This is a genomic window from Bacillus sp. ISL-46, assembly GCF_018613205.1.
Genome location: NZ_JAGGQR010000078.1, coordinates 1 through 6,667 on the forward strand (window position 1 = coordinate 1; position 6,667 = coordinate 6,667).

Consider the following 6,667-nt stretch of genomic DNA (forward strand, 5'->3'; position numbering starts at 1 on the left):
ATTACACTAATGAAGGAGTCGAAATAAAGGAAAAAAGCATCCAATCGTTCCATTAGGACGATTAGATGCTTTTTTTTTATCCCTAGCTATACTTCAAACATAAAAAACTGAAGTTTTTCAGTGGCCTCACTTACATTAATAGGGGTTCTGCTATTATGCTAGGTGAAATTCTTCTTTTATTAGAATTTTAACTTCATCACTTCCTGTTAGCTCTAGCCTTATCGAGTTTGCTTCACCACTTACATATAGTAAGAATTTTATGAATGGACAGCAGCGATTTTCGTAAGAAATCCATTCGGCAATTTTTAATAGTAACGATTTTTGATTAGGATAAATAAAACCATAACCATTTGAAATTTCTTCAACTGTCAGATTTACAGTCAATTCCCTTCGTAATTCATCATAACGGTTTCTTTCCTCTGAATTAAAAGAACCAATATTGCAAACAACACTAGGTGAGCTTTTACAACAATTACATTCAGTCATAAAATTAAGACCTCCCCTTAAATTAGTTATGTTTGCACGAACTCGCAGAACAACTACATCCTGCACTTGTACTACTCGTACTACACGCACGACTCTTTTTTACATATAGAAAGAGAAATAAAGCTAAAGCGATAAGTAATACTCCCCATTTCCAAAAACCAAAACTAACTCCAACTATACCAACAAGTCCAGTAATGCCAATAGCAGGTATTGCACAACATAGTGCACATAAGCCGATTATTCCCATTCCAGCAAATAATTTTTTCAAAGGAATCCCTCCAAATAATCTATATCTAAAGTATAATTGTTAAAGTAAACTTTAAGTCAAGAGGTGATAATGATGGATTCTTATATTTCCATTGGGGAATTAGCAAAAAAGGCAAAAGTTAATCCTTCAGCTATTCGTTTTTACGAATCAATTGGACTAATGCCAACCCCTACGAGGGTAAATGGACAAAGACGCTATAAGACTGATGTTATTGACCAATTAAAGTTCATTAAAACAGCTCAATTAGCTGGTTTTAATAATCAAGAAATTACCGTGCTTTTAGAGGGTTTTGACAATCAGGTTTCGCCATCTGAAAGGTGGTCACAGATGGCGATTACCAAGTGTGCAGAATTAGAAGAACAGAAGGAGCATATTGACTCAATGTTGGATATTTTAAAAAATGGTTTGAAGTGTGAATGTCTTTCTTGGTCGGAATGCTTTCCAAAGGTTAATTCAAATGGCACTTGTTGTGAGAAAAAGTGATGAAAGGGCGTTTGAACTATGTTCAAAGCAGTATTAATTTTTTTGTTAGCTGGTTTAGCTGAAATTGGTGGAGGCTATCTTATATGGTTATGGTTAAGGGAAGGTAAACCATTTTATTGGGGTGTTTTCGGAGGAATTGCATTGGCTTTATATGGAGTTATTGCAACATTTCAAACGTTCCCATCATTTGGTAGAGTATACGCTGCGTATGGAGGAGTTTTTATTGCTCTTTCTGTTTTATGGGGTTGGGGTATTGATAAAAAAACGCCCGATTTATATGACTGGATAGGTGCTGCTATTTGTTTATTTGGTGCTTCAGTGATGTTGTTTGCACCACGTCAATAAAACAACTCATATTGAACTAGCGGGTGCTTGAGTTTAACCAAGAGTCGTAACTGCGACTCTTTTTAGTGGCAGTTTAGTTTAATTAGAGATCTGGGATTTATAAATGTTCCCCTAAATATGTTGAAACACTTCAAAGAGTTAATTTTTTGAAAATTAATTTGACTAACATATTAGCAATTGCTAATATGATTACATAGTTTATATTAGTGAATACTAATACGTTAGATGAGGTGAGTAAAAATGGCGCTAGATGCAATGGATATAAAAGTTAAATTAATTAAAGGTTTTGCGGACAAAACCCGACTTCAAATATTAGAGTCGATTAAAGATAAAGAAAAGACGGTTTCTCAAATCGTCGAAGAGATAAAAGGAAATCAATCGAATATCTCACAGCACTTAGCTTGTTTAAAAGGGTGCGGCATTATTGTTGGACGACAAGAGGGTAAATATATGTATTACGGCATTCGTGATGAGCAGATAAAATCAGTGTTGACTATGTTTGATTTAATTTTAGGGGATGTAGAAAAACAAGTGGCTGATTGCGATAAAAACGATCAATGCCTATCTATTGAAGGGATGAACTGTAATGGCTGAAGAACAGAAAAAAAGTATTCCCTTAACGATGTTAGAACCTTCAAAGCCAATAGAAAAAGCATCCTGCTGTTCAGATGGTTCATGCAGCCAAGAAAAGTCAGGTAAAAAAAGTATCCCGATTACACTCATGGATCCATTAAAGTCACAGGAGAAAGATTCTTGCACGGATGCATGCTGCACTCCCAAAGAATCATCTGTTAAGAAAAGCTTTCCGATTTTGCTAATCAACCCACCATCTGCAACAAAGACTGATTCGTGTTGCCAGGATGATGCCTGTTGCGGAGAGGTTCCAGCTGAAAAAACAGATAGCATTACTCCTCTTACAGGGAAAATCAATGAATTTCGTGTTCAAGGAATGGATTGCCCTGCTTGTGCACGTACGATTGAAAAAAGCTTAGGGAAGGTAAAGGGTGTTAATCAAGTAAACGTTAATTACAGCACTGGAAAAATGCAAATAGCGATTGAAGATGATTCTGTACTTGAAACGATTCCAAGTCACATAAAAAAAATTGGCTTTACGGTTGAGCCTCTTGTACAAAATGGGAATGTGCAAGCTTTTAATATAGAGGGAATGGACTGTGGTGCTTGTGCAGTAACACTCGAAAAACATATGAAAAATCTTTCAAATGTTAAAGAGGTTAACGTCAATTTCTCAACCGGTAGGATGCAAATTAAGCATGAGATGAATGTTGAAGATGTAATCAAAGAGGTTTCCAAAGTAGGGTATCAAGCATCATTAATATCCAATAGAAGAACAAATACAGAAACCAATGAGCCTAAAAAGGATTACTTAACCACGATTTCAGGTGTTCTGTTGGCACTAGGGATTCTTGGTTCATTTACTGAATCAGTATTGTCCGTTATTACAACGCTAATATTTGCGTCAGTGGTTGTCATTAGTGGCTACAAGCCAGCGAAAAATGCTTTCTATGCTATCAAAAGCGGATCACTCGATATGAACGTTTTAATGGCGTCAGCTGCCATTGGTGCTGGACTGATTGGGCAGTGGTCCGAAGGGGCAACCGTAGTTTGGCTGTTTGCCTTTGGAACCATGCTTCAGAACAAATCCGTTGATAAAACCAGGAATTCCATTCGAAATTTGATGAATTTAGCACCTTCAGAAGCATGGGTTAAGCAAAATGGAGAGTTGATCCGAAAACCTGTGGAAGATATATCGATTGGAAACACTATTGTTGTAAAGCCTGGTGAAAAAATTCCGTTGGATGGCGAAGTGATTCAAGGATCATCCACTGTGAATCAAGCACCGATAACTGGAGAATCCATTCCCGTTGATAAGGAAATCGGGGATACGGTTTATGCAGGAACCATCAACGAGAGTGGATCATTAGAATTAAAGGTCACCAAGTTAGTTGAGGATACAGCGATTGCAAGAATCATTCATATGGTAGAAGAAGCACAGGAGAAAAAAGCTCCAACACAAGATTTTGTTGATCGATTTGCACGAATCTATACACCTATTGTTTTTACTTTAGCCATTCTAATAATGGTATTACCACCATTACTCGGCTTTGGGGGATGGCTAGATTGGATTTATAAAGGATTAGAACTATTGGTTATCGCTTGTCCTTGTGCACTTGTTATCTCTACACCCGTAGCGATTGTATCCAGTATTGGAAATGCAGCGAAAAACGGGGTGCTCATTAAAGGTGGTTCATTCTTAGAAATTGCTGGAGCTTTAAAAGCGATTGCTTTTGATAAAACAGGCACCCTAACCGAAGGAAAACCAAAAGTGTCCCAAGTCATCACCTTAAAAGGCACAGAAGAAGAAATGCTTGCCATTGCCAGAACGATTGAAGAACATTCTAAACATCCTATTGCTTTGGCTATCCGAAATTATGCCATTGATCGAAATATAGAGATAAGAAACGGTGAAACGTTTAAAGCGATTGTTGGAAAAGGGGCACATGCTACGATTGATGGCGTTGAATACTATGCTGGAAATCCAAAATTATTTAATGGGTTGGGCGTGGATCTTGGGAATTATAAAGAACAAGTTCAAACGCTACAAAACGAAGGAAATACCCTTGTAATTATCGGTACGAAAACAACGATTTTAGGAATTATTGCTGTTTCGGATACCGTTCGTGAAATATCTGTCAATGCCTTAAAGGAACTTAAAGAGATGGGTATTGAACAAGTGGTGATGCTAACTGGTGATAACGAAGGAACAGCAAAGAAAATAGCACAACAAATTGGAGTAGATCGTTATTTTGCAGAATTGCTTCCCGAAGATAAAGTCAATGCCGTTAAGCAGCTCCAGCAAGAAGGAAAGCTTGTTGCTATGGTTGGAGATGGAATTAACGATGCACCTGCTCTTGCTACAGCCAATCTAGGCATTGCCATGGGTGGTGCTGGAACCGATACAGCAATGGAAACAGCAGATATTGTGTTAATGGCAGATAACCTCGAAAAGCTGCCTCACACGATGAAATTGAGCCGAAAAGCCATGCAAATCATTAGACAAAATATTTGGTTTTCAATCCTCGTGAAAGTGGTTGCCTTAATGCTGATTTTTCCTGGTTGGCTCACTTTATGGATTGCTGTCATGAGTGACACTGGAGCAGCTTTGCTTGTCATTTTAAATAGCATGAGGTTATTAGCATTAAAAGCGGAAACGATAAAGGAGGTGAAAAACGATAAAAATTACGGACTCAGCAAAAACGTTTATCCAAGAGATCATGAAACAACATGACATTAAAGGAATTCGCCTCTTTATGGCGGGGGTTGGCTGAAGTGGTCCAAAAATGGGATTGGCTCTGGAAGAGCCTTCGGCAAATGATGTAGTAGAAACCATTAATGGAATCCAGGTTGCTATTGAAAAAGATATTCTCGCTAACATAGAAGCCATCACCCTTGATTATCAGGAAACTGATTCGGGGTCTGGACTTGTGATGTTAGGAAATGATAATTGCTGTTAAAATGCGTAAAATTGTATTTCTTTCATATATTAAGGACGAAATTAAAAGAGTTTCGTCCTTTTATTATGATACACATAATGAGAATGTGAAAGATTGCACTTAAACTAACGGGTGCTTTAACATAAACTTTCCTTTAAGATTTGAGGTGTGTTTTATGCTAGGTATTAAAGATTATGAACCAATTTTCTATACCGATATTAATGAATTTATTAATACTCACGGTAAAGGGTTAAGGGATTTAATAGGTTCAACAATTGAGGAAATTTGGACAGTACAAGAAATATCAGATGGTGATTTTTGGGCTGATTGTCCCGTTATTTTACTTATAAGTGGAAAACAATTAGAATTTTGTTCGTTTAATGATAGAGAAATTGCTGTTACCTGGAATGAAATTGATTTAAAGGAAAAGTTAGATTGGTACGGTAATCAAGAATTAAATCTAGAATGGCGGAAGAATGCGATCGATAACTTTTCTTTTTTTATTGGAAAGCAAATAGAGGAAATTGAAGTAATTCAAATGACTCAAGAGGCTAATGGCTCAAATGGTAAAATACTTCATTCTAGCCTGTTGTTAAATGGCTTAGGTTTTGGTTTTGGTGCAAGTTATTTTTCGATTTTTAACGATGTTGATGAGACAGGATTTTCATTTTTAAGAGATAATAATTTTATATATACTAAACTTTAGATCCAGCTGCCATTGAAGGCGGCATTTCTTATTCAGCTAACGGGGCAGTTTAGCATTCCTGTAGAGAGTTAATTATTGACTTTGATAAAAAAGGAGCTCCTCAGTAAGATATGAGTATAGACACCACTCTAACTCAAAACCTTAGGAGGAACCCCTACTATGAAGTTTAAAATGCAAGACAAACAAAATCAACTAATAGAAAGAATTTCCGATAAACATCTCGTTGTTGGTGTGGACATTGCTCAACAATTTCACGTCGCTCGAGCAGTGAATTTCCGTGGAATTGTAGTCGGCGATCCTCTCACATTTGAAAATAACGAAGATGGATTTACTATTTTATTGCACTGGATTAACAAATTAAAAAAGACAAATAACTTAGTTACCACTATAGTCGGCATGGAACCTACGGGACATTACTGGATTAATCTATCAAAATGGCTTTTCGAACAGAATATTGATGTAGTAACAGTAAATCCGTACCATGTAAAAAGGAATAAAGAGAATCGAGATAATACTCAGTCAAAAAGCGATAAAAAAGATGCACTAGTTATCGCTGATATGGTGAAGAATGGTTACTATTCCATCGTTCGTCCAACTTCTGAATCATTTGAAGAACTTCGAGTTCTTATGTCTAACCGTGATGTGATTGTTAAGCGTCTTGTTAGTTCAATCAACCAATTAAATCGTTGGGTAGATGTTGTCTTTCCGGAGCTCCGACAAGTTTTTAAAGACGTGAAAGGTAAAGGGGCAATCGCAACCCTTCGCTTATTTCCTACCCCAATGGAATTGCGTTCAATGCAACCTCAAAACGTTGTTATCGGGTGGAAGTCACTGATGAAGAGACAACCTGGATTAAAAAAAGCCCAA

General features: G+C 36.9%; 9 protein-coding genes. 7 read left to right on the forward strand and 2 right to left on the reverse strand.

The features are described 5' to 3' along the window. Positions 1-153 precede the first annotated feature (153 nt). Both J7E67_RS27780 and J7E67_RS27785 read right to left on the reverse strand, forming a co-directional pair. The gene (locus J7E67_RS27780; protein ID WP_214733240.1) at positions 154-486 is read right to left on the reverse strand and encodes a hypothetical protein; all 333 of its coding nucleotides are present in this window, start codon (positions 484-486) and stop codon (positions 154-156) included. Between the two features lie 22 nt (positions 487-508). Next, positions 509-754, reverse strand: a complete 246-nt coding sequence (locus tag J7E67_RS27785; protein ID WP_214733241.1) for a hypothetical protein — start codon at positions 752-754, stop codon at positions 509-511. 69 nt (positions 755-823) lie between these two features. Here J7E67_RS27785 and J7E67_RS27790 point away from each other — a divergent pair, with 69 nt between their 5' ends. From J7E67_RS27790 to J7E67_RS27820, 7 genes are all read left to right on the forward strand, one after another. Next, the gene (locus J7E67_RS27790; protein WP_251027048.1) at positions 824-1,237 is read left to right on the forward strand and encodes a MerR family transcriptional regulator; all 414 of its coding nucleotides are present in this window, start codon (positions 824-826) and stop codon (positions 1,235-1,237) included. Between the two features lie 18 nt (positions 1,238-1,255). Further along, on the forward strand, positions 1,256-1,582 hold the full coding sequence (locus J7E67_RS27795) for a YnfA family protein (RefSeq protein ID WP_214733242.1): 327 nt from the start codon (positions 1,256-1,258) through the stop codon (positions 1,580-1,582). A 240-nt stretch (positions 1,583-1,822) separates the two neighbouring features. Next, positions 1,823-2,176, forward strand: a complete 354-nt coding sequence (locus J7E67_RS27800; RefSeq protein WP_214733243.1) for an ArsR/SmtB family transcription factor — start codon at positions 1,823-1,825, stop codon at positions 2,174-2,176. Positions 2,177-2,303: 127 nt separating this feature from the next. Next, a complete protein-coding gene (locus J7E67_RS27805; protein WP_214733248.1) occupies positions 2,304-4,889 on the forward strand; it encodes a heavy metal translocating P-type ATPase in 2,586 nt (861 codons plus the stop codon). Next, positions 4,834-5,115: an iron-sulfur cluster biosynthesis family protein gene (locus tag J7E67_RS32560; protein WP_483861513.1), complete on the forward strand. Its 282-nt coding sequence runs from the start codon at positions 4,834-4,836 to the stop codon at positions 5,113-5,115. Before J7E67_RS27805 ends, J7E67_RS32560 begins: the two co-directional genes overlap by 56 nt. A gap of 154 nt (positions 5,116-5,269) precedes the next feature. Then, a complete protein-coding gene (locus J7E67_RS27815) occupies positions 5,270-5,800 on the forward strand; it encodes a hypothetical protein (protein WP_214733245.1) in 531 nt (176 codons plus the stop codon). A gap of 159 nt (positions 5,801-5,959) precedes the next feature. Then, positions 5,960-6,667 (forward strand): IS110 family transposase (locus J7E67_RS27820; protein WP_214733246.1); only part of this gene is annotated, 708 nt, incomplete at its 3' end.